The organism is Glutamicibacter arilaitensis (assembly GCF_044793945.1).
Taxonomy (GTDB): Bacteria; Actinomycetota; Actinomycetes; order Actinomycetales; family Micrococcaceae; genus Glutamicibacter; species Glutamicibacter arilaitensis_B.
The window spans coordinates 3,031,039-3,057,252 of record NZ_CP084994.1; the positions used below are offsets into that span (position 1 = coordinate 3,031,039).

A 26,214-nucleotide genomic window follows, 5' to 3' on the forward strand; every position below is an offset into this window, starting at 1 on the left:
ACTAAGCATCCCTTAGGCTTCTGCGTTTAGACTTTAGACGTGATAAATCCAGTTCATCTGCGCACCCTTCTCGAAGTGGTGGCGCATCGTTCCTTTGCCACAGCCGCAAACCGGCTGGGCTACACTGCCAGCGCCGTCTCCCAACAGATGACTGCCTTAGAACGCAGCACCGGAACCACGTTGTTCCTGCGTGGTGCCCGCTCCATCACGCCCACACCGGCCGCGATGCGCATGGTGCGCCACGCCAAGCGCGTGCTCACCGACCTCGACGCCCTGATGGCCGACGTAGCAACCATCTCCACGGATTCCACAGACCGCGAAGAGATCAAACTCGGCATTTTCCCATCCCTGGCCACCTACGCGCTGCCCAAGCTGTTGACTAGCGAAGACTGGAACGCGCTGGGCATCAACTTGCGTCTCTGGATCGGCGAACCGCAGCAAACCGTCGCTGGGCTAGGCAACGGTGGCGACCTCGACCTAGCGCTCATCTTCCAGGTGGGTCCCGGAGGGCTGAGCTGGCCCGCCTCGCTGGAGCGCGCATGGCTGGGCGATGACCAGTTCCGCGTCGTCATCCCCGCCTCATGGCCGATCGCAGACGACGCCCAGCTCACCGTGGACCAGCTCGCCGAATGGCCATGGATCTTCCATCACCCGGGCACCTCGGATGCCACCTTGATTTCCCGGCTCTTCGCCTCGTACAACATCCATCCTCAGGTCGCTGCCTACTGCGACGATTTTAACGCCTCACTGAATTTGGTCTCTTCGGGCCTCGGCGCCGCCTTGGTGCCGGACCTCGCCATGACCCAGGCCCCCGCGGGTCTGCGCATTGTCGATGCACCGGAAATCCGCCTTGCCCGCTCGATCTTCGCTTTGAAACCAGAGAATTCGAAGAAGCCCAAGGTAGCCCTCGTTTTGGACCGGCTCACGCAGATCCTTTCCGACTAGGCTAGTAAGCGGCCATCGGTAGGCAGCCTCGGAAAGGGCGATCGTGGAAGAACTTGTCATTGCGTCCGTGCACGGACCGGTAGGACATCTTGAACTGAACCGTCCGGGCAAACTCAACGCCTTGACCCTGGCTATGCTCCAAGAGCTGCACCGGGTTCTGCGGTCTTGGGCCGAAGACCCGAAGATTCAACTCGTATTGCTCACCGGACGAGGCGAGCGAGGTTTCTGCGCCGGCGGGGATATAGCCGACTTCCATGCTGCGGTCACCGGTGGCAGGCACGCGGATTTCCTGGAACTGCTCGCCTTGGAGTTCCGCACCGACCACTTGATTTCGGTCTACCCCAAGCCGTTGATGACCCTGGCCCACGGAATCACCATGGGCGGCGGTATCGGTCTGGCAAGCCACGCGCCGGTACGGCTGGTCACCGCCGATGCGAAGCTGGGCATGCCCGAAGCCCGCATTGGCTACACCCCGGATGTTGGCGGTAGCCATCTGCTGGCCAACGCGCCGGGCCACTTTGGCGAGTACTTCGCAATGACTGCCAGCTCATTCAGCGGCGCGGACGCGGTATATCTGGGATTCGCCGACACGGTCATCGGCGAAAGCTTCGCCGAGTCGATTCTTGACGAACTCGATGATTTGATCGGCCTCGGCGCCGCCGAGATCGCTTCGGCCATAGAGGTGCTTCACTCGGTCCCCGAATCCCGTCAGCTCGAAATCGAGCAAGGTTGGGTCGACTACGCTTTCGGAGCGGACACCCCAGAAGAAGTCCTGGCACGCTTGGACACGATGGTGCATCCCGCTGCCCGCCGCGCGGCCGAGGCGATCGCCGCGAACTCGCCAACGAGCGTGGTCGCAGCTTTCCATTCGGTGCGTGCGGCCCGCGCCGAGCAGAACCTGCGCGGCGCACTGGACCGCGAGCTGCGCTTGGCGGCGCACCTGATGCATCAGCCCGATCTAGCCGAAGGCATTCGAGCCCAAGTCATCGACAAGGACCGAAACCCGCAGTGGCAACCCAGTTCGCCGCGCGAAGTCAACGCTTCGGCGTTGCTGGCCCTCATGGACCAGTAGCTTCGGCTCAGGATCCTGGCTGGCCTTCGGGCCTGGTGGCATCGCTGGGCACCGGCTGGACCTTCTGGGAATCCCGCGGTTCCACGCGCGTGGGCTTCACCGCATCCTCGGGTTCGCGGATCTGCCGGTCGGGAGCCAACGCCACAGTACTCGGGATGCCGAAATGCACCGGGGCATGTTCGCCGAAGTGGTCCGAGTCCGCTTCCTGCCAATCATCCCGCCACGATGCAGGAGGATTCTCGAGCAGCTCGCCGGGCCGCAGCCAGTGGAACAGCGAGGCATAGGAGCGAGTTGACTGGAGGTTCACCCGGCGGCGCAGCATCCTGGTATTGAGCTGGTCCGGACCGCGCAGGCCCATGGAGGCCATAATCTGCCCCGCCTCGGTCACCGTCAGCCGGTGATAGTTGTACACGCGGTGGCCCTTGTCCTCAACGTCCAAGGCCCGCATCAGCCGCTTGTTCTGCGTCGCTACGCCTACCGGGCAATGGTTCGTATGGCATTTCTGCGCCTGGATGCAGCCGGTAGCCATCATCATCGGGCGGGCGGAGAAGGCGAAGTCCGCACCCTGGATCATTCGCTTGACGATATCCGAACCGTTAGCGATCTTCCCGGCCGCCGCCAAACGGATCTCGTGACGCAGCCCGGCGCCCATCAGCACGTTATGGACCAGCATGAGCCCCTCGGTCAGCGGGGTCCCCACATGATCCTCATATTCCAGCGGCGCGGCGCCGGTGCCGCCTTCGGCACCGTCTACGGTGATGAAATCAACCAGCACCCCGGTTTCAATCATGGCCTTGCAGATGGCCATCACGTCGGTGCGAGAACCCACGCAGAACTTGATCCCCACCGGTTTGCCGCCAGATAGTTTGCGCAGCTGGGAGACGAAGGCAAGCAGCTCGCGCGGTGTCGAGAATTCTGGGTGGCTTGCCGGAGAAATGCAGTCCTGGCCCATCGGCACCTCGCGGGCCTCGGAAATTTCCGCGGTCACCTTCGCCGCGGGCAGCACCCCGCCAAGTCCGGGCTTGGCGCCCTGCGACATTTTGATGGTGATGCCCTTGACCTGTGGGAGATTGGCCTTCTGCGCAAAGGTCTCCGGGTTGAACCGGCCTTCTGGGGTGCGGCAGCCAAAGTAGCCCGAACCGATCTCCCAGAAAAGGTCCGCACCGTGCTCCAGATGGTATTTGGTCAGCCCGCCTTCGCCGGTCTCGTGGACGAAATCGCCCATTGCCGCGCCCTTGTTCATCGCCAGCACCGCATTGGCGGACAGCGATCCGAAACTCATCGAAGAGATATTCAACAAGGACATCGCATAGGGCTGAGCGCACTGGCTCGAACCGACGACCACCCGGTGCTGCTCCTTATTCGGAGCCACCGGCGCGCTTGAATGCAGCAGATATTCGTGCCCAACCTCGTTCACCTTCAGCTCGGTGCCGAAAGCCTTGTGGCTGTCGGTGCCCTTGGCACGGGCGTAGATCATCGAGCGGGTATCTCGGTCAAACGGCGTGCCGTCGGTGTTCCGCTCGATAAAGTACTGCTGGATCTCGGGGCGGATGAATTCGAACAGGTAGCGGGCGTGCCCCAGAATGGGGAAGTTACGCAGGATCGCATGCCGTTTCTGTGTCATATCCCGGATCCCGACGGCCACCAGCACCGCGGTGAGCACCACCAGAATCCACCACACCCAGTTGCCGGAGGTGCCCGCCAACAGCGCGGTGAGCACAAATCCGGCAGCAAGCACGAACAGGAACAGAATTACGACTATCCGCATCATATTTTCGACCCTACTGCCTGAGCCGGTACTTGTCAGGGATTATGCCCCGGTAATGATCCGATCGTTTTCACGCAGCACCATCTGGTAGAACAGCGTGGAGGCATCGGCCAGAAGCCGTGCCGGGGAACCGGATTCAGCAATGCGCCCCTCGCGCAGAACCAGCACCTCGGTAGCTTCTTCCAGGATGGAAAGCCGATGGCTGATCATCAGCACTCCCATCCCATATCCACGGCGCTCATTAATCGCGTTCATCACCAGGCGTTCGCTCGCGGCATCTAATCCGCTGGTCGATTCGTCCATAATCAGGAGCGCAGGGTGACGCACCAGTGCGCGCGCCAAGGCCAACCGTTGACGCTGGCCTCCGGAGAGCCGAGTGGAGCGGTCCGCCAAACGGGTGTCCAAGCCCTTGGGTTGCTGGCTCAGCCATTGGCCCAGACCCAGTTCATCAAGCACCGAGCAGAGCTCCGCGTCGGTGGTTCCGGTGATTCCCAATAGGAGATTTTCGCGTATCGTGCCGCGCACCATGACCGCTTCTTGGGAAACCACGACGATTCGCGAACGCAAGACCTGCAGCGGCACCGCATCCAGGGATACCCCGCCAAGGCTCAGCGTTCCGCCGGCCGGCAGTGCACGGGCCAGCGCGGACGCAATGGAGGATTTCCCCGAGCCCGAAGCTCCCACCAGCGCCACCAGATCCCCCGGATTCACCGTGAAATCCACATCGCGCACCACCTGGCGCTCCGCGTGCCACACGGCTAGGCCTTGGACACTCACCGTCCCGGTATGCGGGAGTTCGCCTGCGTCGCTCGTTTCCGAAACAATCGGTGGTCCGCTGGCGGTCTTGAACAATCGGCGAGCGCTCGCCAGCGAATCCTGGAGCCCAAGCACAAATCCGTCCACTGCCCGCACCGATTCGAAGGATGGCACCGCGATCACCACCAGAATGATCGTGGCCGCCAGCGATCCTTCGGCGGATCCGTGGATCAGCAGCGCCAACGCGCTACCCCAAACCACGATCTGGCTGAACGCCGAGCGCAGCCCGGTCACCCAGCCGGCCCGGCCAGCTTCCCGGGTATCCGCCGCTCCGGCGCTGTCCATGCGCTTGAGCATTCGCCCACCGGCGCCGAATCCGTGGATTACTTCAACGCCAGCCAAGGACTCCATGATGATCTGGTTTTGGCTGCCGCGCACCTGAGCGGCCATGGTGGCCGCCCTGCGTAGCGCGCCGACTCCGAGCATCGGCAGCAATACGCCGACCAGCAGGTAACCTCCGGCGAGGATCAGCGCCGCGGTGCTGCCGAAAACCAGGTGGACGCACCACAGGACCGTGCCGCTGACCAGCAGCGCTGCCGCGGCCGGCGGGAGCGTGTGCGCAAAGAACACCTCCACCTTGTCGATATCCCGGGTGGCCTTGGCAAGCATGGACCCGGAATTCTTGCTGGCCGCAGTGAAGGGGGCCTGCCGCTGGTAGGCGTCATACATGGTCGACCGCAGCCTGGCCAAGGCCAGGAAGGCGACCTTATGCCCCACATACTGCTCGGCATAGCGCAGCCCTCCCTTGCATAGGCCGGCGAGGATAATCGCAACCGCCAGCGCTCCGAGGGAAAGCCGCGGCAGCCCAGCGGGCAATTCAAGGCCTATGGCTTGCACCAGCCCCAGCCCGGCAAAAAGATAAATGCCCAGTGCGGCCAGGCGCGTGAGGCAGGCGATCAGGCAGGCAAGCAGCAGGGGGGCCAAGAGATCCAGGCTCTGCGCAATCAGCCACCGGGCGCTGGCGAAGCTGCTTGGCTGCGCGGAATTCAGTTTCTTCACTTCGTCTCGTTCCCGCGATGGCTGCCCAGCGCTGCAACGCGCTGGCTGAAATTCTCCATCGCCGCTTTCAGGTACCCCTCGGTGCCCAGTAGTTCTTCGCGCTGCCCGCCTTGCACGATCCGTCCCTGATCCAAGACCAGAACCTGGTCGTAATCGGAGAGCAGCCCCAAACGGTGGGTCACGGTGATTACTGTGAGCTCCGCTGCCACTTCACGCAGGGTGTCCAGCACTTCGGCTTCGGTCTGCACATCAAGGGAGCTGGTCGGTTCGTCGAGCAGCAAGATGGGCCGCTCGGCCAGCAAGGCGCGGGCGATGGCCAGGCGTTGGGCTTGGCCCCCAGAGAGCGTCGCCCCGCCTTCGCCGAGCACCGTGTCCAGTCCCGCTTCCTGCTGGGCATACCACTGCGCCAGACCGGAGCGGTGCACCATCCGGCGCAGCTTTTCGTCGCTGGCCTGTGGCGCGGCAAGCAGCAGGTTCTCGCGCAGGCTGATCCCGAAGAGCGTCGTGCCTTGCTCCACCACTGCCGTATTGGCCCGCAGGGTGGCCGGGCCCAAGGCTTGATGCCCCTCATGGATAATTCCCGCAGTGGTTTCCAGCTGGCCCTGCAGCACTCGCAGCAAGGTGGTTTTTCCGCTGCCCGAGGCCCCGATCACCGCGGTTTTCGAACCGGCCGGGAAGGTGAAGTTCAGCTCGGCTAGCGCCTCGGGGTGCCCCTCGTATCCGGCCCCCAGGTCTTGGAGCTGCAAGTCATCGGTGCGCAGGTCAACGCTCAACGGATTCGCCGATGCACGGTGCCGCGGGGTGCTCATGAAGCTGTCTATTTTCTGTTCGGCGGCCCGTCCGGTCATCCCAATGTAGAAGAAGCTGCCCACATAGTTCACCGGAGCGAGCATCAGGAAGCTGAGCAGCACCAGGGATAGACCCTCCCCGGCGGTGATCGCCGTAGTGCTCACCCGCCACCAAGCGAGAATCGCTGCGGTGGCTAGCAGCAAGACGGCGAAGCTCGCGTCGATCACCAGCAGCACCAGTTGATTGCGGGCCAACAGCTTCATCACCTGTTGGCGCACCCTTTCGCTGGCCGCAGCGATGCGCCGCCCCATCCAGCTGGCTCCGCCGTTGAGCTTGAGCATAGTCAGTGCCCGCAGCGCGTCGAGGAAGGTGGCCGAGAGCATGCCCTGGGCGCGGCGGTATTCGCCGGAAGATCCGCGGAAAAGTTTTTGGAAACCGATGACTATCGGCGGGACCAGCGCGGTGGGCACCAAGAGAATCAGTGCGCTCAGTGGATCAATGAAGAACATGATGCCGATCAGCACCAGCACCGGGGTGGCTACCGCGCAGATGGCCGGACCCATGAAGCTGGTGCGGAACCGTACCGAACGATCTACCGCGTCCGTGGCCGCATCTACCAGTTCCCCTTCCCCCAGCCGGCGCACGGCCAAGGGGCCGATGGCTAAATAGTGGCGCACCAGTCTTTGGCGTTGCAGCGCGCCGAGCGTGCGGGCCGAACGCGCAATGAGCACCGGGGTGAGCAGTGCCCCAAGGGCCACCACCAACAGTTCGTAGCCCACCGCTATATACCAGCCAACATCCAATGGCAGATCTGCGCGCAACGAATCGATGGCGCGGCCTATGAGCACCGCCAGCCCGATGGCACCGATAGCCGAGAGCAACCCCAGGCAGACAACCGCCGCGGTGGATGCCGAAAAAATTCCAAAGACCCTACGCACTCCTCCATCCTAGGGCGAAAGGCCACGTCATAGGTTGGCAACCTATGGCTAGGCAGGGGAAACTAGCTAAATGACTGATCTCCAAACGGCCAGCCGGCCGCATTCGGTGACCCTCCGCTTCCTCGCAGCGCCCACGGATGTGGGAATCACCGGAACGGTTGCCGCCGGCACGGTGCTCGAATGGGTGGATAAAGCCGCCTACGCCGCAGCGGTGGGCTGGTCCGCCAGCTACTGCGTGACCGCCTACGTGGGAAATATCCACTTCGCGGACCCGATCCATTCCGGAGATCTGGTGGAGGTCACCGCCTCGGTGGTCTACACCGGTTCCAGTTCCATGCATATCCGCACCGAGGTGTCCTTCTCAGATCCCCGCGAGCTGCGCCCCGTCATGTCCTCCACCTGCCTGGTGATCTTCGTGGCCGTGGATGAGCAGGGCAAACCCACCCCGGTCCCCTCCTTCACCCCCGGCACTGCGCGCGAGCTTCAATTGCGGAAAAACGCGTTGGCCCGCATCGAGATCCGCGAACGCATCGTCGAGTCGATGAACGACCAGTCCTATACCGACGCCGGCACCGCACCGCGGGTGACCCTGCGATTCCTCGCCGCACCCACCGATGTGAACTGGGGCGGCAAGGTCCACGGCGGCATCGTGATGAAGTGGATCGATGAGGCGGCCTCACTCTGCGCCGGCCGCTACTGCGGGCGGGACACCGTCGCGGTATTCTCCGGCGGCGTGCGCTTCTACCGCCCGCTGCTCATCGGCCATCTGGTCGAGGTCGAGGCCCGGCTGGTCTACACCGGGTCAAAGGGCATGCATATTGCGGTGCACGTGCGCTCCGGGGATCCGAAAACCACGCAGATGGAACTGACCACCTACTGCCTGACAGTGCTGGTCGCCCGCGATGAAACCGGCACGGCGGTGCCGGTGGAAACCTGGGTGCCGGTCAGCGAGGAGGACTCCCGGCTCTGGGAACACGCTCGTGAATTGCTTGAAATCCGCGCCAATGCGCCCGGCGGCTACACCCCGACGCATCTGAGCGCCCCGCAGACCAGCGCGGAGGTGGGCCGATGAGCAGCCGCCCGTTCGTGAAGATCTGCGGTCTGGCCACCGAGAATGACGTCAGCGTCGCGCTGGAGCATGGTGCGGACGCGCTGGGCTTCGTGCTGACCGATTCGCCGCGCGAGGTGTCCCCAGAGCTGGCGGCCTCCCTCACCGCGCAGGTCCCCGCCGGGGTGGCCACCGTGGCGGTTTTCCGCAGCGAAGACGTCGGCACCGCTATCGAGCGGACCAGCGCCGCCAAGCTCGGCTGGATCCAGCTGCACGGCACACGCACCCGCAAAGATGTGCAAACGGTGCGCGAGGCCGGATTCCGGGTGATCCGCGCGGTGCGCATGGACGCGCAGCCCGAAGAATTCGAGAACTGGGGCGAGGACTTCTTGCTCATTGACGCCGCGGTCCCGGGCAGCGGGGAAAGCTGGGACTATTCCAAGGTGCGCGCCCTCGCGGCCGGACGCAACTGGCTGGTGGCCGGCGGATTATCCCCGGAGAATGTGGCCGCGGCGCTCGCCGAGTCCGCGGCGAGCGGCGCGGACGTCTCTTCCGGGGTCGAGTCCGCTCGCGGGGTCAAGGATCCGGAGCTGATTGCCCGCTTCTTGGATGCCGCCCGCCGTCCGGATTAGCGGATCCATGAGTGCGGCGCGGGCCTGCGCGCACCGGGCAGGGCGCTTTCTTCACGCCAGCGCGTGATCCATTCGGGGATTACCCGGTCCTCGGGCATGCTCAGCCCTAGTGCGGAGAGGATCTGTGCGTTGGGCACTGGCCCGGTTTTGGAGGTCATGCGCGTGGCAATGTAGCCGCGGGCGTAGATCTCGCCGTCCACCACGATGCGCTGTTCGAAGTAGATGCAGCGCTCATCCATGCCCAGCACTCGGGTCTCCTGGGTGAATTTCACCCCGAGCTTCACCGATTTCCTGAAGGCCATGGTTTCGGCCTGCACCACCGGGCTCCACTTGTTCTTGCGAATGACATCCCAGGCACCGGAGCGGAACATCAAATCGAAGCGGCCCAGATCAAAGATCGAGAAGTACATGCCGTTGTTGATATGTCCGGCGAAGTCGATATCGGTCAGCGTCGCGCGCATGGCCAGGGATCCGGAATCGAGCATGCTCAGCCTTGGAGCCTTCTTGCCTTGGAGCAGCATCAGTAGGATGCGAAAAATCATGTGCATGCCATCACATTACCGTTCGGTAACTTATTTGGCCATGCTCCCTTCGCCCGCCGCGACCAATGGCCTAATCCCTAAGGCTCATTCGCCAGAACCCCGCGGGCAGGTAAAGTCCAGTGCGGAAGAGATCGCGCATCTGCAACGGATGCCCCTGACCAGGAAGAGCTATGCACCGCCTTTCGCAGCTGCTGCACCGACAGGTCCCCTCGCTGCCACCGGCCGACTGGGAACGCGAGGCGCCCTCGACGTCCTCGCTGCGCCGCGACATTTGGGTGGCGCTGGGTTTCTACCTGCTGGCAATTCTCATGCTGGAGCTGGTGCTCTCGCTGACCGAGGTGGGCAAGAGCGCCGAACGCCCCCTGGCCTTCGCCCTGCTCGCGGCCCTGATCCTGCCGCTGATGTTCCGCCGGCGCTGGCCGATTACCATGATGCTCATCGGTTCGGCCGCCTTCCTCATTGGTAGTTCCCCCGCCACGGCCACCATCGTCATGCAGTTCTGCGCCCAATTGGCCTACTTCCTGGGCCTGTACACCGCCGTCGCCTGGGCACGCAACCGCCGGGGGCTGTGGACAGCGATGGGCCTGGTGCTGTTGAGCATGGCCGTGTGGCTGATTCTCTCCTTTTTCACCGGAGACCTGTATTCGGAGGCGAATTGGGTCATGGTAGAGAACCCAGCGGGTTCGATTCCCGAGGAGGTGGCCATGCCGCTGTACAGCTTCCTGATCAACGTGCTCTACTTCGGCGGGGCAATCTTCCTGGGTCTGACCAGCTGGTCCAGCTCCTATTCCAAATCCCTGGTGCTCATCCAGGCCAGGCGCATCGCCGCGCAGGCCGAACAGCTCGCGGCGCGCGCGGTCAACGAGGAACGCCTGCGCATCGCCCGCGAACTGCATGACGTCATCGCCCACCACATCGCCTCCGTCGGAGTCCAGGCCTCCGCCGCCCGGCTGGTCCAGGACCGCAATCCGGCCCAAGCCATCGAGCTGATGCGCGGCATCGAGTCCTCCGCGCGCAGCGCGGTGGCCGAAACCCGTTCGCTGCTCGGCGTGCTGCGCGAGCAGTCCCCCCAGGATTCCGAACTTGGCACTACCTCCGCGCGCACCCCGGAGCCATCCCTGGCACAGCTGCCCCAACTGATCGAGCAGAACGCCACGCACGGTCTGCGGGTGGTCCTCTCGGAAGACGAACATGCTCCGGGGTTCTTCGCCTCCTTGGCCCCCGGCCTGTCCCTGGCCGCCTATCGCATCTGCGGTGAAGCGCTGGCCAATGTGCGACGCCACTCCACCGCCCGCACCGCCACCCTCGCACTGCGCTCCGGACTGGACGAACAGGGACACTGGCTGGAAGTGGAAGTCACCGACGAGGGAACGCCTCGACCCCACAGCGCAGGCAGCGGCTTCGGGCTGCGCGGCATCCGTGAACGCGCCGCGCTGCATCACGGGCTGGTGGAGATCGGCCCGCGCACTCCGCGCGGTTGGCGCACCCGCGCCCGGCTGCGCCTGCCCGGGGAACTCGAAGGGAACTAGGGTTAGAACATGAGCCAAATTACCGTCGTGATCTGCGATGACCAGCCACTGATCCGCTCTTCGCTGAAGCTCATCTTGGAAACCGACCCGCGGTTGTTGGTCATCGGAACCGCCGCCAACGGGAACGAAGCGGTCCAGCTGATCACCTCCCGAATCCCGGATGTCGCGCTGATGGATATTCAGATGCCCCAGCTGGACGGCATCGCCGCCACCGCGCAGCTAACCGGTGCTGTGGACACCAAAATCATCGTGCTCACCACCTTCGACCGCGAGGACTACCTCTTCGACGCGCTCGATGCCGGGGCCAGTGGCTTTTTGCTCAAAAACGCCGAACCGGAACTGCTGCTCAACGCGGTCCACCAGATCCACGCCGGGTACGGGCTGCTCTCCCCGGAGGTCACGCTTAAACTGATCGCCCGCAAAACCACCGCGCGCCCCGGAACTCCGGCGCCTTCAGCGGAATCCGGAGCGCTGCACACGCTGACCGCCCGCGAGCGCCAGGTGCTGAGCGCATTGGCCGCCGGCAAGAACAATCAGGAAATCGCGGCCTTGCTCTCCCTGTCCGAGGCGACGGTGAAAACCCACCTGTCCAATCTCTTGGCCAAGCTGCACCTGCGCGACCGCGTCCAGGCGGCCCTCTATGCCCACCGGGCCGGGCTCATCCAATAGTTTCATCCGCTAGCATCAGGCGGATCCGCCCCAGCTTTCCTAAGCTGGATCACAAGCGCACACATTCCTAGGCCAGAAAGACCGAGCATGCTCGAACTGCATCAGATCACCCGGTCCTTTTCCGGACGCAAGGTCTTGGACGAGGTCAGCTTCACCGTGCCGCGCGGGGCGCTGACCGGCTTCGTTGGGGCCAACGGCGCAGGCAAGACCACCACCATGCGCATCATCATGGGACTGCTCAACGCCCACAGCGGCCATCTCACCTTGGACGGGGCGGCCTTGAACGCGGCCACCCGCCCCAACTTCGGCTACATGCCCGAAGAACGCGGCCTCTACCCCAAGCAGCCGGTGATCGACCAGCTGATCTATCTCGGCCAGCTCCACGGGCTGCTGCGCGGCACCGCACGCACCCGGGCGATGGAATTGCTCGCCCGCTTCGGCCTGGCGGACCGGTCCAAAGACAAGCTTGAGTCACTCTCGCTGGGCAACCAGCAGCGTGTGCAGGTGGCCGCGGCGCTCTTGCACGAACCGGACGTGCTGGTGCTCGACGAACCCTTCAGCGGGCTGGACCCGCTGGCGGTGGACGCGATGAGTTCAATTCTGCGCGATTACGCCGCCCGCGGCGTCCCGGTGCTCTTCTCCTCGCATCAACTGGATCTGCTCGATACGCTGGTGGACCACCTGGTCATCATCCAGGAGGGCAGGGTTCTGGCCGACGCCCCGGCAGATCAGCTGCGCGCCGCGCACAGCAGCGTGCACCGGCTTTCCTTAGGTGCCGACGCCGGCTGGCTGCGCACCGAGCCCGGAGTTCAGGTAATCGACCTCTCCGGCGCCAACGCGCTGGTCAGCTTCGCCACCGTCGCCGACTCGCAACGGGTCCTGGCCCACGCGCTGTCCCGCGGCACCGTCACCGAATTTGCCGTGCAACGCCCGGCACTGGCAGATATCTACCGGGAGATCATCGCATGAGCACCCAGAGCACCCACCCCTGGTTGATCGTCACGCTGCGCGAGGTGGAAACCAAGCTGCGCGACAAGGCCTTCATCATTTCCACCCTGGTCACCCTGGTGCTGATCATCGGTTCCATCGCCGTCACCGGGTTTCTGGCCACCCGCACCACGCAATTTTCGATGGCCGCCACCGACCAGGCGAGCCTCGCCGTGCTCAAACAGGCCTCCGCCGATGCCGAGGAGAACGTGAAGTTCAGCATCAGCTTGTCTACCGCCTCCGAGGCCACCGCGCAGCTGGAGGCCGGAACGCTCGACGCCATCCTCACTCAGAACTCCGCGCAAAAATTCACGCTCAACGGCGCAGACGAGGTCCCGGAGGAACTGCACGGCGCGCTGCGCGAGGCCACCGGCACGGTGCTGACCGGCCAACTGCTCACTTCTGCCGGGCTGAACGCCGATCAGATGCCCGGCGATGACGCACTGACGATCTCCCAGCTGCACGGGGACGCCGAACGCGCCTCGATGATCAAGGTGATGGCCTTGCTCTTCTCCTTCCTTTTCTACATGTCCGCGCTGATCTTCGGCATGCCGATCGCCAACTCGGTGATCGAAGAAAAACAAAACCGCGTGGTGGAGATCCTCGCTTCGGCCATCAACCTGCGCCAGCTGCTGGCAGGAAAAATCCTGGGCAACGTAGTCTTGGCGCTGGCCCAGCTGATGCTCTTCCTCGCGGTCGGGCTGTTCGCCGCCTACCTCTCCCCGGTCCAGCTCCCATTCTTGGGGGTTCTGCCTGCGGTGGCCGGCTGGTTTGTGGTCTTCTTCCTTGGCGGGTTCTTGGTGCTCGCCGGCATCTGGGCGACGCTCGGCGCGCTGGCCAGCCGCACCGAGGACCTGCAGCAGTCCTCCGGGCCGGTAGTCGGCGTATTGATGGCGGTGCTCTTCATCGGAATCTACGCGAAGGGCGGCTTCTTGGTCATCGCCTCCTACGTGCCGATCGTCTCTTCCGTGGCGATGCCAATCCGCCTGCTCGGCGGTGAAGTATCTCTGGTCGAACCGCTGATCTCGCTGGTCATCACGCTGGCTGCCTGCTGGTTCACTATCTTGTTCGCCGAACGGATCTACCGCCGGGCAGTGATGCACACCGGCGGGGCGCTGACCCTGCGCAAGGCGCTGAAGCTGGAACTCTGAACCGCGCGGATAGCCGGCACACAGCCGCACTGACTACACTTGATCCGGTGAACGAGAACAAGCCCCGCATGCAGCTGTCAGCAGTGTCCATTTTCATCTGGTTTGCGGTATTGCTGGGTCTGGCCGGCAACACCGCGCTGGCCATGACCCACCTGGTCCTCGGCTCGTCAACCCTGGTGGTCTTGAGCCTCTGGGTGCTGCGCTGCCTGGTGCTAGCCGCTTTGTGGCTGCTGCCGATCACGCGCGCCGCCAAAATCTTCGGCATCGGGATCAGCCTGCTCAGCGTGCTGCTCGACGTCCTGCTCAAACTCCCGGTCCTAGGCACCGTCGAATACGGCGACTGGTTCTTCGTCTCGGCACTGGATCTCACCGGAGCGTACACCGTCTACTTCCACACCCTCGGGCTCATCTTGCCGCTACTGACCCTCACCGGCTGGTTCATCCTGCGCCCGCGCCGGCTGGCCGGCTGGATCACCGGACTGGCCGCCGCGCTGGGCTTCGGCTTCCTCGCGCTGAACACCGCACAGGCCGCCGATGGAACGCTGGCCGTCTTCATGCTCGCCACCCTGGCCCGCTATATCTTGCCTGCTTGGCTTGCGGTCGCCGCCGACGCGCTGGCCACCCGCTTCAACAGCGGACGCCAAGCAAAGAAGCAATCGGAAAAATCCTAGTTCTCCGTTGCCAGGCGTGCGGCACCGAGCCCCTGGGTTCATGAACGGGATCAGTCTGAAGACCAAGGCCACGGAACTGAGCGCGCAGCTGCACCCGTTGCCTCCAGTCGAGCGGCCCCCGCTCGACTGGGCCACGGTGCGCGCCTCGTTGCACCTCTCTGCTGACCTGCTTACCGCCGTTCGTCCTCTGCTTGCCACCACCGACGTTCCACGACTCGCACTGGAACTAGCCACCGGCTTCCCAAGAAATCACCTTCCACCAGGCCAATTGCGGGCGTTTTGGTGAGATGCAAAAGCCATCGTGTCGGTTTACCCACCTCGACATATACGAAAGACCGGTACTCGCTACGGAACTCACTGAAATCGCAGATCATAGTATCCTCACCGGTGTGGGATACCACCAGATCATCCGATATCTTTGCGTACTGCAATTAGACTGAGAAGGTAAGGAAAACCAGTCGGTCCGTGCTGACTAAGTAGAACAGAAGACCCTGACCACACGTAAAGTGCAGGGATAAGGTGACAAAACGTTGGCGTTAGAACTCCCTAGGCAATCGCAGCTATTCGTCGACGAATGCAAAGCCAAGGAATACTACCTCGCAGCTGCCGTAACAACTTCCGCGTCTCTCGCCAACGTACGCAACGAGCTCAAAGCAGGCCGGCACAAAGGCACCGACTACGTCCACTTCGTGCGAGAACGCGACGCCATCAAAGACAAATTCATCAGCATCATGCGCGAATGCGACCTCACAGCCATCATGTACGTCTCCGAAGCGAAGAAACACGCCACCGCACGTGAAGCTTGCCTGCACACAATGCTCGACGACATCGCCTCACAACAAATCCGACAACTAACCATCGAATCAGACGCCTCAATAGATGCAGCCGACCGACGAATCATCGCCAAACGTCTCAGAGAACTAAACTACGCAGACCTGCGCTACCAACACCGAGGAAAGAAAGAAGAGCCGCTGCTATGGGCCAGCGATGCCATCGCCTGGTGCTACAACCGCGGCGGAACATGGAAACAAAAAATCGAGCCGCTACTTCTCGACATACGGTCCTGTTAAATGCGCTAGCCCGGCTCGTCACACCTCCGGAGGACTGCCGGGCCTACTTTCGAACGCTACTGCCTTCGACTCTCCTATTATGGCAACTTAAGTCGACTTGTGTCCACACACAGTGACTTAACTTCCAACTAACGCGTATTCTCGCGGAAGTTGGCAGTACCTCTCAGTGTCCACGTGTATCACTGCACTTTTCTCAAATTCACCACTGCCTACTTCCTCGACTGCCTGGTTGCACGTGACGCGGTCGCGAACCGAACATATAAATCGACCTGCACGGCGCTTCAATAACGTTCATTTTCGACCCAATTTCGGAGCTTGAGATAGGTATCACTGACCATGCCGTCGGGAGATCAAAACAAAAGAGGAACCCTGAGCGCACATCTCTAAGCGACGGACGAACTGGCTTCTATGAGCTAGTGCTTGAGCGCGGCTTGTAGAAGGCGAATAGCCTTTGGCCCAACTCCATGAAGTGCTGCGAGGTAATCGAAGCCAAAGCGCTCCGCATCATCCAAGCTCTGCACGCCAGTCTCAGCCTCATGGAACCGTTCCCGCCCAACAGCAGAAATTGGAGAGCATGGATACTGATTCGAAACGATACACAAAAAACCGCGGGCCGATCCACACCTCAAACGAGGTACGGACCGGCCCGCGGTCAACGGGCGGAAACGAGCGGACTACTAGATCAGCCCGTCGCTGAGGTGGTTCGGCGTACCGAACCGGTGCGCGGTGATCGATACCGCCTGCTCGTGCAGGAACGGCAGCATTTCCACGCGTCCGGCGCCGGTGACCGGCGAGGCGTAAATCGCAACATCCGGCTTGCCATCGGTGGCCTCGGCCAGCACCTTCACCGATCCGCCGATCAAGCGGATCCGCGAAGAAGAGGTTGGTCCGGTTTTCGCAGCCAGGCGTGCGGCCCGGGCGGCGAACGCGTCCCCATCTTCACGTACCACGGTCACCGAATGCTCGGCGAGCAGGTTGCGCACCCCACGCGGCAGGTCCGCATCCGCGGAGAAGACCAGGCGCGAGCCTGCGGTGACCCCGGCGGCCACCACGCGCAATGCCTCGGTGATGCCGTGTCCGCTGGTCGCGGCCTCAAAGCGCACGGTGACATCCACCGGCTTGTAGCGGAAGATATTGCGCTCCGCTTGCAGACCTGAACGGTCCTTGGCCTGGTTGAATTCCTGATTCCACCACAGCTGGTCGCTGCCCAGCGCACCGCGCAACCAGTCGGCGTCTTCGCCCGATAGCTCCGCGGCGTTCAGCAGCCGCTCGTCGAAGGTCGACAAGGTGGCCGTTTCGGTCACCGGTGCGTCGCGCCAGCTGCCCATGCCGATCAGGTAGTTCGGGCCGCCTGCCTTGGTGCCGGCGCCAATAGCCGACTTCTTCCAGCCGCCAAATGGCTGGCGCTGCACAATCGCCCCGGTGATGCCGCGGTTCACGTAGATGTTGCCGGCCTGGATGTTTTCCATCCAGTAGGCCAACTCACCGCGATCCAGCGAGTGCAGCCCGGAAGTCAAACCGAAGTCGACCTCGTTGACCAGTTCAACTGCTTCTTCCAAGGTCTGTGCGGTCATCACGCCCAGGATCGGGCCGAAGTATTCGGTCAGGTGGTATTCGCTGCCGCGTTTGACCCCGTAACGCACACCAGGCGAGTAGAGCTTGCCGGACTCATCAAGCTGTTTCGGCTCAACGGCCCAACGCTCCCCGGCACCGAGGGTGGTCAAACCACGCTTCAGCTTTTCGCCCGGCTCATCGATCAGTGGGCCCATCTGGGATTCCGGGTTCCACGGGTAGCCGACCTTCAGCGACTTCACCGCGTCAATCAGCTGGCTGTTGAAGCGGCGCGAGTCTGCCACGGAGCCAACTAGGACTACCAGCGAGGCGGCGGAGCATTTCTGTCCGGCGTGCCCGAAAGCCGAGGCGACCACGTCGCGTGCGGCCAGGTCCAGATCCGCATGCGGTGTGACGATGATGGCGTTCTTTCCCGAAGTTTCGGCCAGCAGCGGCAAGTCCTTGCGGAAGGAACGGAAGAGTTCTGCTGTTTCGTAGCCACCGGTGAGGATCAGCCGGTCCACGCGCTCATCGGAGATCAATTGGGTCCCCAGGTCGCGGTTGCCGGCGAAGACCAGCTGCAACACGTCCTTGGGCACACCCGCATCCCACAGGGTCTGCACCATCACCGCACCGATCCGTGAGGCCAGGGTGGCAGGCTTGATGATGACCGCGGAGCCGGCGGCGAGTGCGGACATCGTCGATCCGGCGGGGATCGCCATCGGGAAGTTCCATGGCGGGGTGACCACGGTCAGCTTCGAAGGCACAAAGCTGGCACCGTCGACGTTTTCCAGGTCCAGGCCGCGCTGTGCGTAGTAGTGGGCGAAGTCGATCGCCTCGGAGATCTCCACGTCGCCCTGGTCGATGTTCTTTCCGCATTCGGAGCCGAGCACCTCCAGCAGCATCGCGCGGCGCTCTTCGAAGAGCAGCCCGGCACTGTGCAGGATCTCCGCGCGGCCGGCTGCGCCGAGGGCCTGCCAGCTGGCCGATGCGTCCACGCCCATGGCGATGGCCTCATCCATTTCGGCAGCCGAGTGCAGAGTGTTGGCGGCCACCAGGTCCTTGCCCAGGTTCGACTCCTGCATTTTGGACAGGATCTCCCGTCCCCAGGCGCGGTTGGCGTTCAGGTTCGGGTCGGTGTCCGGGGTGTTGAAGAATTCGGTGGTTCCATCAGCGAATCCGGCCACCACCTCGGTCAGCGAGGAGTCGGGCACCTGGCGGTTCTGCACGCGGTGCGAGGCGGGCACCACGTCGCTCAAATTTTCCAGCGAGGCGAGGAACCTGTTGGTTTCGCGTTCGAACAGTGCCTCGTTCTTCTCCAGCTCGAAGACCGCGGACATGAAGTTCTCTTGGCTCGCGCCTTCTTCGAGGCGGCGGATCAGGTAGGCGATGGCCACGTCGAACTCGGCCGGGTGCACCACCGGGGTGTAGAGCAATAGCTCGCCCACGTCGCGGCGCACCGCTTCGGCCTGGCCGGTGGCCATGCCGAGCAGCATCTCGAATTCGATGCCCTGCTGCACGCCGCGGGCCTTGGCCAGCAGCCAAGCCAGCGCCACGTCGAAGAGGTTGTGACCGGCGATGCCGATGCGCACGTTCTCTACATGCCCCGGGCGCAGCGCGTACTCGAGCACCGACTTGTAGCTGGTGTCGGTGTCCGCCTTGGAGTGCCAGGTGGCCAGCGGCCAGCCGTGGATATCGGCTTCCATGATTTCCATCGGCAGGTTCGCGCCCTTGACCACGCGCACCTTGATGGGCGCACCGCCGGCGGCCACGCGGGCTGCGGAGAATTCCTGCAGTTCGATCATCGCGCCCAGGGCATCTGGCAGGTAGGCCTGCAGCACGATCCCGGCGGAAAGTTCCTTGAACTGCGGCAGCGACAGGATCTTGGTGAAGACCGCGATGGTCAGCTCCAGGTCCTTGAACTCTTCCATGTCCAGGTTGATGAACTTCTTTGCGCTCGCATTGTTCGCCAGCTCGTAGAGCGGGCGCAGCTTGGTCACGATGTGCTCCACTGCCTCGTCGAAGGCCCAGTGGTTGTGCGGAGCCACGGTGGAGGAGACCTTGATGGAGACGTAGTTGACGTCATCGCGGGCCAATAGCTTGGTGGTGCCCTCCAGGCGGCGGTTCGCTTCGCCTTCGCCGAGGATCGCTTCGCCGAGCAGGTTGACGTTCAGGTTGACGCCATCGCGCTTGATCTTGCCGATTGCACCGCCCAGCTTGGTGTCCGAGGCATCGATGATCAGGTGGCCGACCATTTCACGCAGCACCTTGCGGGCTACGGGCACGACGATTCCCGGCAGCAGCGGCGCCATGGTGCCGCCCAGGGCGACTGCCTTGCGCAGGTACCACGGCAGGAAGGTTGGCACCATCGGGGCTAGCCGCTTCAGGTTGCTGGCCGCGACCCGATGATCTTCGGGGCGGATCACGCCGTCGACGAATCCAACGGTGAAGTCCAGGCCCTTCGGGTCCTTCAACACTCCCGCGAGTCGCGCCGCAGAGGCATCGACCGGAAATTTAGCTGCTTCGGTCAGCCAATGGCGGACCAAGGAGATGGTTTCATCGGCAAGTTCTGAGGGGTGGGTCAGTGGCTTGCCTGCTGCGTCAACCGCCGGTTCGACGGTTCGCAGTGTGGTGATAGAGGATGACATATTTGCCGTTCCCTTCGATGCGGTTCGTACTTATATTGATACACCGATCGCGAAATTCGTTATGGCTGACGAGCTTACGGAATCACCGGATAGTTGGCCGCGAAAATGCTGTGTGCAAGATCGAGTATGACCCCAACTTTCATTAAGCAAAAGTGAACAAACCCGAAGAGCTTCGTTCGGTTTTGCTAATGTATTGGTAGGTGCGCGAAACGCCCGGGCATTACTTCACTTCAAAGGCGTGACGATAGGATTTAAATCAGTGCTTGAACTGCGACGATTACGTCTCCTCAGAGAACTAAGTATCCGCGGAACGATCGCCGAAGTTGCAGATGTACTGCGCTACTCTCCCTCATCTGTTTCGCAACAGCTCAGCCAGCTCGAGGACGAAGCCGGCGTCCAGCTTTTACGGCGCAACGGACGCAAGCTCCAGTTGACCCCGCAGGCCCAAGTTCTCGTGGCCCACACCGAGGAATTACTCGGCTCGATGGAACGCGCCGAAGCGGATCTAGCGGCGACCATGTCCAGCGTTTCGGGCACCGTGCGCCTTGCGGTATTCCAGACCGCGATGCTCGCCGTCATGCCGCCTGTCCTGCGCAAGCTGCACTCCATGCATCCGCATCTGCGCGTGGAGATGACCCAGCACGAACCCGAAGAAGCCCTGCACGAAACCAGCGCCCGCAACTTTGACCTGGTGATCGCAGAACAGTATCAGGGGCATGCGGCACCGATCTTTGAAACCCTCGATCGGCGTCACCTCGCGCACGATCCGATCCGGCTGGCTCTGCCGCTGCTCGGCGGCGAGGGAAACGCGGAATTCGACCGGACCGCTTCCCTTGCCGATGCGGCCAACCTCCCGTGGGTGATGGAGCCCGAAGGTGCGGCGAGCCGGCACTGGGCGGAGCAGTCATGCCGCATGGCCGGATTCGAGCCGGATGTGCGTTACGAAACGGCCGACCTTCAGGCTCATGTCACTCTGGTCGAGACCGGCACCGCGGTGGCACTGCTGCCGGATCTGGTGTGGACCCAGTTCGAGCGGCAACTGCGATTCGTGGACCTGGACAACGCTCCGGTACGCACCATATTCACCGCGATGCGCCACTCTTCGGCCCAGTCCCCAGCGATTCAGGCGGTACGCACGCTGGTGCACGAACAGCTGGCGATTCTGCACGAAGCGCATGAACTCGATTCTGATTCTGCCAATTAGTTCGATACGGTCTTTAAGGTTACAAATCGGTAACAACCAAAGAAGGCAGTCAAGACAAATAAATAAATAAGTGCAATAGTGGTGACTCGCACCACTAGATCCGCGGCTCGCCGGGCGGTAACACGCGCCGGTGAGCAAAAAACGGCAATGAGGAAAAATGTCTGACCAGACTTATCAGATCATCGCAATCGCTTTTTATATGGCCGTGATGCTTGGCATCGGCTATGTGGCCTTTAGGCGAACATCGAATATCGACGACTACATGCTTGCAGGCCGCGGCCTGAAGCCGTGGGTGGCAGCGCTATCCGCAGGCGCAAGTGACATGTCAGGTTGGCTCCTGATGGGGTTGCCCGGCGCCATCTACCTTGGCGGCTTGCACGAAGCTTGGATCGCCATTGGCCTGCTGATCGGCGCCTGGGCGAACTGGAAGTACGTCGCTCCTCGTCTGCGTTCCTACACCGCCATCTCCCAGAACGCGATCACCATTCCGAGCTTCTTCGAGAAGCGCCTGAAGGATAAGAAGCACCTGCTGCGCATCGCCTCGGCGGTCATCATTCTCGTGTTCTTCACCTTCTACGTGTCCTCGGGCATGGTCGCAGCGGGCAAATTCTTTGAAGCTTCCTTCGGCTGGCCATACCTGAACGGCATGATCTTCGTTGCGGGAATCACCTTGCTCTACACGCTGTTCGGCGGCTTCCTCGGAGCCTCGCTGACCGATGTGGCCCAGGGCCTGCTGATGTTCACCGCGCTGATCGCGGTGCCAATCGTTGCCGTCATCCAGATGGGCGATTTCGGCTCCTTGGCTTCGAAGATCACCGAGGTGAATCCGGAAGCATTCAACCTGTTCTCCTCCTTCTCCGGCAGCAACTGGTTCCTCGCGGTCGTGGCTATTTTCTCCACCGCTGCCTGGGGCTTAGGTTACTTCGGCCAGCCGCACATCATCGTGCGCTTCATGGCGCTGCGTAACCCGGGCGAGGCCAAGACGGCACGCCGCATCGGTATCGGCTGGATGTTCTTGTCTTCGGCAGGTGCCATCGCCACCGCGCTGGTTGGCGTCGCCTACTTCGCCGACGAGCCGTTGACGGACGCAAGCAGTGAAACCGTATTCCTGCTGCTCAGCCAGATCTTCTTCCACCCGCTGATCGCAGGCTTGGTGCTGGCCGCCGTACTGGCAGCCATCATGTCCACGATGTCCTCGCAGCTGATCGTGTGCTCCTCGGCATTGGTCGAGGACCTCTACAACATCTCCGGACGCAAGGCCTCGCCGAAGGCTCTGGTCATGCTCGGACGTACCGGCGTGCTGATCGTGGCGCTTGTCGCCACGCTGCTTGCACTGAGCCCGAGTTCCTCGATCCTGGACCTCGTTTCCTTCGCCTGGGCAGGTTTCGGTGGTTCCTTCGGTCCGATCGTGCTATTGGCCCTGTACTGGCGCAAGCTGACCGCTTTGGGCGGCTTCGCAGGTATGGTTTCCGGTGCCGCGGTCGTCTACATCTGGGGCAACGTCGACGTGCTTGCCAGCAACATGTACGAGATCGTCCCGGGCTTCATCGTCTCGCTGGTTGTCGCGTGGCTCGTTTCACGGGCGACCTTCAAGCCGAATGCGGAGATCGACGCGGAATTCACTGCCATGGAAGAAGAGCTCGGCGCGAAGGTTACCGCCTAATTCGCAAAGCGTTCTTCCTTGTTAATCCACCGGCCCCTTCCGATTGCTCAACAGCAATCGGAAGGGGCCGGTTTCTTTGGTTAATCACCACGCCACCAGCTAGTTGAGCGCGACACTTCGAAGCGCCGATGAGCCCGCGTGGCGCCTTGGCACAGCAAACCGAAGTAGCCTTGGAGATGTCCGAAGTTTCTGATCAACTCGAAGGATGATCCGACCATGGCCGACCTGCTCAACAAGTTCACCCGCTGGCAGCGCACCGAATCCCAGTACCTCGCCGCGGACCCCGAGGCCGTGTATTCCATTGTCGGAAACCTGTCGCAGACCGGCAGCTGGATGAAGAGCTTCGATGGCTTCATGGTGCACGATGACCAGCGCGGAGTCGGCACCAAGGTGGACTTGCTCCCACCTGGCAAGGTGTTCGGTCCGCTGCACCGCGCCACCGCCCCGGCAGGTTCAATCACCCGCCGCAATCCGGCCCAACGCATGGTTGAATTCACCCAGCCGCAGCCCGGCGGGGACATGGTCCTGCGCTGGCAGGTGGATCCCTCCGGCAGCGGCGCGCTGCTGCGCTTCACCGTGGCACTGCGCGGAGTGGGCACCACCGCCTTCAAATTCAGCGTCGCCAATGCGCTGTGCACCGACTTCGCGCTGGCGGCCGCCCGCCTGTTCAAGGTCATCCCGCCGGCGGCACACCGCACCATTGGCGCCCATGTGGTCATCTCCGGGGGACGCGGCTTCCTGGGGCGCAACCTGGTCGCCGAGTTGGTCTGCCGTGGCGCCTCGGTCGCGGTGCTCACCCGAAACGCGGAAGCGGATTTCCCTGCCGAGCAGTACCCCTGGGACGGACGGCATCAGGGTGCTTGGGCCAGCGCACTGACCCACGAAAAGTACCCCGTCCACCTGATCAATCTCGCCGGGGAACGCGTGGACAAACGCAATACCGAAGAGAATATCGCCAAGTTGACCGCTTCACGCGTGCAAAGCACCGCCACCCTCGCCGAGGCTGCGGCCGGATTGGAAACCCCGCTGGCCAGCTGGATCCAGTCGAGCACTACCGCGATCTTCGGCGATGGCGGAGAAACCGAGTTCACCGAAGACAGCCCGCTGCCCGAAGGCGTGCGGGCATTGCCGGAAATGACCGGAGTGGCGTCCGCCTGGGAGCGGGCATTCAACGACGCGCACATCAACGCGGCGCGCAGCTACGTGCTGCGCACCTCATTGGTGATGCACCCGGACGCCCCGCTGCTCAAACCGCTGAGCTTGCTGGTGCACACCGGCATGGGCGGCCCGATAGGCGGCGGCAAGCAGTGGTTCAGCTGGATCGGGATGGAGGACTGGCTGCGCCTGGTGCGCAACCTGCTGGGGCTGGAAACTCCGCCGATCCCCGAGGGCGTTGTGCACGCGGCGAACCCGCACCCGCTGCGCAACCACGAGGTGATGTCCGCGCTGCGTTCGACTGCCGGACTGCCGGGGCTGCCCACCGGCTCGCTCTTGCCAAAGCTAGGCGCCGCGATCATAGGTTCCAACGCCCGGGTGGCCTTGACCGGACGCAAGGTCACCAGCCGGGTGCTGGCCGACGCAGGCTTCGAATTTGCGCAGAACGACTTCGCCGCCACGCTACACGGCGAATAGCCGGCCTCCGCGCTTGCGCGCCGAGAGCACCATCGCGGTCTTGAGCTGCACCATCTCGCCCCATTCGGTGTTCGAGATGAACCGGTACAGGTCCTTCTGGGTGCGCACGGTGACGTCGACGATCAGCTGCGCGTCCCCGGCGACGGCCGCCGCGTAACGCACTTCGGGCAGCAGGCGCAGACGCTGGCCGAGGGCCTCGACGCTGTGCGGGGACGTCTGCACCCACAGCAGCGCCTCCACGGGGAAGCCGAGCAGTGCCGGTTCCACCAGCGTGCGGATGCTGATCTGTTCGCCGCGCAACAGCCAATCCACCCGGCGGGAGACCGAGGATTCGCTCATCTTCACCTGCCGGGAAATCGCATCGATGCTGGCCCGCCCGTCCTTGCGCAGCACCTCGATGATCATCGAATCGTTCTCGGTGAGCCCGGGTGCCGGGTTCCATTCGGTCAGCTCGCCACCGGTGAGCGGGGTCAAAGCGCGCTCCTGAGCCTCGCTGACCGGTTCGGCGCGCCAGGCGCGAATGGTCTTGAAGTACTTCATGATCGGGTAGACGGCCAGCGAGTTCACCCCGGGGGTGGCCGGCAACTGCATGGTGAGGATTTCGGCCAGGTCCCCGTCGTAATGCAGCTCCGTGACCACGTCGCTCTGCCCGGTGACCATATAGCTGAAGCTCGTATCCGCACGTTGGGCCAGCGCCTCGCAGGCCACCCGCACGGTGCCCGGCGCGCAGGTGAAGGAGGCGACCAGAGACCCGGAATGGTGCTGGATCGCGGCCACCGAAACTCTCCCGCTTTCCAGCAGCGCCTGGCCATAGCGGGCAACGGTCCGTTCCGGCTCGCGCAGCACCCGGGCGATCTTCCGCCAGGTGGCCCGCCCATCGATCTGCATCGCGATGACGATACGGCGTTCCAGATCGTTGAAAACTTCGTGCTGCGTCATTGCTGCCGACCCTATATGGCTAGATCCTGCGTTTACTCCGTCAGTCCATCATGCTTTTGGTGGAAAACGACAAAAAATTGGCAAGATGTGCCAATTATTGCCGTTCTTTACGGGAACTAGCAAGGTTGTATCTGGATGCGATCCACATCACATCAACCTTAGCTATCTACCCTTTCAGGAGCCCACTATGCAGCCACAGCTCGTTCTGGCCGCTGGCGACCCGAGTTCGACGAACATCTGGGCCATCGCCAACACCCCCTTCCTGTGGTTCTGCGCCTTGGGCGTGTTCGCAGTCATCTTCATCCAGACAGTTCTCTACGCTCGTGCGGCCAAGGTCGCCGCACCGCATGTGGACATGCCGGTACGCGAGCTGCAGGAATCCTTCCGCGCCGGAGCCGTCGCCTCCATCGGCCCCTCGTTGGCGGTCGTCTTCGTCGCCATCGCGCTGCTCGCGCTGTTCGGCACCCCGGCAGTCCTGGTGCGCATCGGGCTGATCGGATCCGTTTCGGCGGAAACCGGTTCGGCGACCATCTCCGCAGTCACCATGGGCGCCTCGCTGGGCGGGTCGGACTATACCCAGCAGGTCTTCGCCGTCGCGTTCATGGCGATGAGCCTGTCCGGGGCCATGTGGATGCTCGCCACCTTGATCCTCACCCCGATCATGAAAAAGGGCGGCAAGTCGCTGGCCAAACGCAACCCCGCGGTGATGGCGCTGATCCCCACCGCGGCCCTGCTCGGAGCGTTCTCCGCGCTGACCATCGCCGAGCTGCCGAAGTCCAACGTGCACCTGATCCTGGTCGCGGTGTCCGCCAGCACCATGGCGCTGTGCCTCTGGCTGGCGAAGCTGCTAAACGCCAAATGGTTGAAGGAATGGGCGTTGGGCATTTCCATCGTCGTTGCCATCACCTCCGGCTATTTCCTGCACACCGCAGCCTAAAGGGACGGGACCCA

Annotated in this window: 21 protein-coding genes; 15 read left to right on the plus strand and 6 right to left on the minus strand. The window is 63.0% G+C overall.

Annotated features, from left to right (window positions below; genetic code table 11):
• Positions 1 to 39: 39 nt before the first annotated feature.
• Positions 40 to 945, plus strand: coding sequence for a LysR family transcriptional regulator (locus tag LG294_RS14260; protein WP_404286806.1), 906 nt, complete (start codon positions 40 to 42; stop codon positions 943 to 945).
• 43 nt (positions 946 to 988) lie between these two features.
• Positions 989 to 2,017 (plus strand): enoyl-CoA hydratase/isomerase family protein, encoded by a 1,029-nt coding sequence (locus tag LG294_RS14265; protein WP_404286808.1) that lies wholly within the window; start codon positions 989 to 991, stop codon positions 2,015 to 2,017.
• A gap of 7 nt (positions 2,018 to 2,024) precedes the next feature.
• Here LG294_RS14265 and LG294_RS14270 read toward each other — a convergent pair whose 3' ends face one another.
• From LG294_RS14270 to LG294_RS14280, 3 genes are read right to left on the minus strand one after another with little or no spacing between them, the layout of a single operon-like run.
• On the minus strand, positions 2,025 to 3,785 hold the full coding sequence (locus LG294_RS14270; RefSeq protein WP_404291780.1) for an FMN-binding glutamate synthase family protein: 1,761 nt from the start codon (positions 3,783 to 3,785) through the stop codon (positions 2,025 to 2,027).
• Between the two features lie 42 nt (positions 3,786 to 3,827).
• On the minus strand, positions 3,828 to 5,600 hold the full coding sequence (locus LG294_RS14275) for an amino acid ABC transporter ATP-binding/permease protein (RefSeq protein WP_404286810.1): 1,773 nt from the start codon (positions 5,598 to 5,600) through the stop codon (positions 3,828 to 3,830).
• Complete coding sequence (locus LG294_RS14280) at positions 5,597 to 7,327, minus strand: ABC transporter ATP-binding protein/permease (protein WP_404286812.1); 1,731 nt, start codon at positions 7,325 to 7,327, stop codon at positions 5,597 to 5,599. Before LG294_RS14280 ends, LG294_RS14275 begins: the two co-directional genes overlap by 4 nt.
• A gap of 70 nt (positions 7,328 to 7,397) precedes the next feature.
• Between LG294_RS14280 and LG294_RS14285 the strand changes: the two genes are divergently transcribed.
• Positions 7,398 to 8,399 carry an acyl-CoA thioesterase gene (locus LG294_RS14285; RefSeq protein ID WP_404286814.1) on the plus strand — a complete coding sequence of 334 codons (1,002 nt, stop codon included), beginning with the start codon at positions 7,398 to 7,400 and terminating at the stop codon, positions 8,397 to 8,399.
• A complete protein-coding gene (locus LG294_RS14290) occupies positions 8,396 to 9,007 on the plus strand; it encodes a phosphoribosylanthranilate isomerase (protein ID WP_404286816.1) in 612 nt (203 codons plus the stop codon). Before LG294_RS14285 ends, LG294_RS14290 begins: the two co-directional genes overlap by 4 nt.
• Here LG294_RS14290 and LG294_RS14295 read toward each other — a convergent pair.
• Positions 9,004 to 9,549: an acyl-CoA thioesterase gene (locus LG294_RS14295; protein ID WP_404286818.1), complete on the minus strand. Its 546-nt coding sequence runs from the start codon at positions 9,547 to 9,549 to the stop codon at positions 9,004 to 9,006. The genes LG294_RS14290 and LG294_RS14295 overlap by 4 nt on opposite strands.
• 170 nt (positions 9,550 to 9,719) lie before the next feature.
• Here LG294_RS14295 and LG294_RS14300 point away from each other — a divergent pair, with 170 nt between their 5' ends.
• The 7 genes from LG294_RS14300 (at position 9,720) to LG294_RS14330 (ending at position 15,626) form a co-directional block, all read left to right on the plus strand.
• Positions 9,720 to 11,078 carry a sensor histidine kinase gene (locus LG294_RS14300; protein WP_404286820.1) on the plus strand — a complete coding sequence of 453 codons (1,359 nt, stop codon included), beginning with the start codon at positions 9,720 to 9,722 and terminating at the stop codon, positions 11,076 to 11,078.
• Between the two features lie 9 nt (positions 11,079 to 11,087).
• Complete coding sequence (locus LG294_RS14305) at positions 11,088 to 11,747, plus strand: response regulator (protein ID WP_404286822.1); 660 nt, start codon at positions 11,088 to 11,090, stop codon at positions 11,745 to 11,747.
• 87 nt (positions 11,748 to 11,834) lie between these two features.
• On the plus strand, positions 11,835 to 12,716 hold the full coding sequence (locus LG294_RS14310) for an ABC transporter ATP-binding protein (RefSeq protein WP_404286824.1): 882 nt from the start codon (positions 11,835 to 11,837) through the stop codon (positions 12,714 to 12,716).
• Positions 12,713 to 13,885, plus strand: a complete 1,173-nt coding sequence (locus LG294_RS14315) for an ABC transporter permease (RefSeq protein ID WP_404286826.1) — start codon at positions 12,713 to 12,715, stop codon at positions 13,883 to 13,885. Before LG294_RS14310 ends, LG294_RS14315 begins: the two co-directional genes overlap by 4 nt.
• A gap of 47 nt (positions 13,886 to 13,932) precedes the next feature.
• The gene (locus tag LG294_RS14320; RefSeq protein WP_404286828.1) at positions 13,933 to 14,556 is read left to right on the plus strand and encodes a hypothetical protein; all 624 of its coding nucleotides are present in this window, start codon (positions 13,933 to 13,935) and stop codon (positions 14,554 to 14,556) included.
• Between the two features lie 40 nt (positions 14,557 to 14,596).
• The gene (locus LG294_RS14325; RefSeq protein WP_404286830.1) at positions 14,597 to 14,842 is read left to right on the plus strand and encodes a hypothetical protein; all 246 of its coding nucleotides are present in this window, start codon (positions 14,597 to 14,599) and stop codon (positions 14,840 to 14,842) included.
• A 244-nt stretch (positions 14,843 to 15,086) separates the two neighbouring features.
• Positions 15,087 to 15,626: a hypothetical protein gene (locus tag LG294_RS14330; RefSeq protein ID WP_404286832.1), complete on the plus strand. Its 540-nt coding sequence runs from the start codon at positions 15,087 to 15,089 to the stop codon at positions 15,624 to 15,626.
• 677 nt (positions 15,627 to 16,303) lie between these two features.
• Here LG294_RS14330 and LG294_RS14335 read toward each other — a convergent pair.
• Entirely contained in the window at positions 16,304 to 19,825 is a 3,522-nt protein-coding gene (locus LG294_RS14335) for a bifunctional proline dehydrogenase/L-glutamate gamma-semialdehyde dehydrogenase (protein WP_404286834.1), read from the minus strand.
• Between the two features lie 259 nt (positions 19,826 to 20,084).
• Here LG294_RS14335 and LG294_RS14340 point away from each other — a divergent pair, with 259 nt between their 5' ends.
• The 3 genes from LG294_RS14340 (at position 20,085) to LG294_RS14350 (ending at position 24,324) form a co-directional block, all read left to right on the plus strand.
• Entirely contained in the window at positions 20,085 to 21,029 is a 945-nt protein-coding gene (locus tag LG294_RS14340) for a LysR family transcriptional regulator (RefSeq protein WP_404286836.1), read from the plus strand.
• A gap of 157 nt (positions 21,030 to 21,186) precedes the next feature.
• Positions 21,187 to 22,692, plus strand: coding sequence for a sodium/proline symporter PutP (gene putP / locus LG294_RS14345; protein WP_404286838.1), 1,506 nt, complete (start codon positions 21,187 to 21,189; stop codon positions 22,690 to 22,692).
• Positions 22,693 to 22,908: 216 nt separating this feature from the next.
• Positions 22,909 to 24,324: an NAD-dependent epimerase/dehydratase family protein gene (locus LG294_RS14350; RefSeq protein ID WP_404286840.1), complete on the plus strand. Its 1,416-nt coding sequence runs from the start codon at positions 22,909 to 22,911 to the stop codon at positions 24,322 to 24,324.
• Here LG294_RS14350 and LG294_RS14355 read toward each other — a convergent pair.
• On the minus strand, positions 24,310 to 25,263 hold the full coding sequence (locus LG294_RS14355) for an Lrp/AsnC family transcriptional regulator (RefSeq protein ID WP_404286842.1): 954 nt from the start codon (positions 25,261 to 25,263) through the stop codon (positions 24,310 to 24,312). The two genes, LG294_RS14350 and LG294_RS14355, sit on opposite strands and share 15 nt — an antisense overlap.
• Positions 25,264 to 25,450: 187 nt before the next feature.
• Here LG294_RS14355 and LG294_RS14360 point away from each other — a divergent pair, with 187 nt between their 5' ends.
• Positions 25,451 to 26,200, plus strand: a complete 750-nt coding sequence (locus tag LG294_RS14360; protein ID WP_404286844.1) for a DUF5058 family protein — start codon at positions 25,451 to 25,453, stop codon at positions 26,198 to 26,200.
• The last annotated feature ends 14 nt before the right edge of the window (positions 26,201 to 26,214 follow it).